The sequence below is a fragment of the Flectobacillus sp. genome (assembly GCF_049240685.1).
GTDB lineage: Bacteria > Bacteroidota > Bacteroidia > Cytophagales > Spirosomataceae > Flectobacillus.
The window spans coordinates 1-2,008 of sequence record NZ_JBMLSD010000043.1 but is presented as its reverse complement, the minus strand read 5'-3'; the positions used below and the strand labels follow the sequence as shown (position 1 = coordinate 2,008).

Annotated in this window: 2 protein-coding genes; both read right to left on the bottom strand. The window is 37.4% G+C overall.

Annotation, left to right across the window (positions count from 1 at the left end):
* Positions 1-82: 82 nt before the first annotated feature.
* Positions 83-1,093 (bottom strand): hypothetical protein, encoded by a 1,011-nt coding sequence (locus ACOVQ4_RS02115; protein WP_421819013.1) that lies wholly within the window; start codon positions 1,091-1,093, stop codon positions 83-85.
* A gap of 82 nt (positions 1,094-1,175) precedes the next feature.
* Positions 1,176-1,859, bottom strand: coding sequence for a hypothetical protein (locus ACOVQ4_RS02110; RefSeq protein ID WP_421819012.1), 684 nt, complete (start codon positions 1,857-1,859; stop codon positions 1,176-1,178).
* Between the last annotated feature and the right edge of the window lie 149 nt (positions 1,860-2,008).

The window sequence follows — 2,008 nt, the reverse complement described above, 5'->3', positions numbered from 1 at the left end:
AAAAACATTTTAACACTCTTTGCCTAGTGCCTGTTGCCTTATGCCTAAAACACAAAAGTTAAATCTAATTGTGCATGATTACTTATTCTAACAAACCTTTATATCCTGAATCCTTAGAAGGAGGAATATTGGGTGTTGAAGTGCTAGAACTTGGTGACGAATCCAAACTAATCAATTTAAACTCTCCACTATTATAGGCTTCAAGCATGGCTTGACCTTTGTCGGTCAAAATACCATTTTGAATATCTACACCATTGATAAAGTCCATTGACAAATCCATCGCACGCTTCATTTCGCCTAATTTCTTACTCATATCGTCTTGGATATATTCCATCGACTCATCGAAGTAGAATTTTTTATCAGGATTTCCTTTAAAAATACTGATGGCTGTTTTCAAGGCATTTGAGCTACTTTTTACGATTTCGTATTCAGCCTCTTTCAATTTTACCTTGATTTCGGTTTCTTTGATAATATAATCTGCTGATGATTGTACCTTTTCCATAAAGCCCAATACGGTCTTCATGTTACGTTGTAAAGGCAACAACTTCTCATTCATTTCTTGCAAACCAGCTCCTTCGATTGTTGCCAACGAGGCAGCTTCTCTCATCCCTGGCTTATCAATCATCGTATTTGCCTTGTTAGCCTCCGCAAATTTTTGCTTGATTTGGTCATTATTTTCATTGATTTTCTTATTCAGTTTAACCAACTGACCTGCCAAAATATCGATTTGACCAGACATTTTTTGACGCTTTTCTTTCAAATCTTCGATATAGATTTTCATAATGGCGATAGGGTCAAGCTGAATCACCAAACCTGCAATTTTGCGCATGGTAGTTTTGAACAGGAAAAATGCCGCTGTGCGTACATCTTTACTTGTTATCAAAAACACAAACAAACCTAATACCGCCAACAAGGCGCCCAGATAAAGCGTATTTTCAGTTACTTTAATCAAAAACTCAACAATCTTGTTGAAGTAATACAAGCCTACCGCTCCTGCTGCGCCTAAGAACAACAATGAGGTAACACCTTCGGGTTTACTCCAAAATGATTTTTGGGGAGCATCACCTCCTCCAATCTGTGATAAATCTGCCATTAGTTTAATTGGTTTTGGTTAATTTCTATTCGTGCATAGTTAGTTTAGCAACGAGACACGAGTAATTTAAAAGTTTAGAAATTTATTTCAACAAATGTTCTTGTATCTTGAAAATATCAGACTTGATTTGGTCTACAAAGAATTCGTGTGTAACCTGATAGCCTGCTTTGTTATTATTGATTTTGGCACTTTGTTCTTCAATATCTCCCGATACTTTCTCAATGCTGCTATTATTTTGTTCTATCTTCTTTTGTAAAGCAATAATCTGTTCGGCCATTTGCTTGTTTTCATCTTGCATTTGTTTTACCTGATTTTGCAGATTGCCCACACGCTCCTTAATAGCTGCGTCGGCATCTTTCAGAAAGGCGGCTTTATCATTTTCGAGTATTTGGACATATTGATTGGCTGTATTGACCAAGATATTAATGTCCGAAACGCCTCCCATCGTTCTAAAACTTGCCCAAGCGGCCTGAAACTGCTTTTCTTCAGATAAGCCCAAGCCCGACAAGCTCTTCATGGTTTGCATAAACTCAAAATAGTCGGCACCCGGAAGATTCGCTTTTTCGAGTAGTTGTACAAAATGGTCAACAAACTTCTTATCCGTACTAGCATTCGTCTCTGGTGGTCGTACTACATTCTGACTAACAGGTGTAGCTTGAGGCTCAGGGGCTACGCTTTGGCTGGGCGTAGCTGGCGATGATTCGGGTACATCTTGAATAAAGAAACTTAGAATTTTCTTCCCAATGCTTTTTTCTTCTGTTGACATAGTTTTGATTTTGAGGATAAAGTATGAATGTAGATTTGTAAGGAATGAAATTTACAAAATCTTCTCGAATTACTTGATACAATATTATATAGTAGAAAGCTGTCCAGTAAGAAAGATTGTAAGAATGGTATGCGGACTTTAAGAATGGC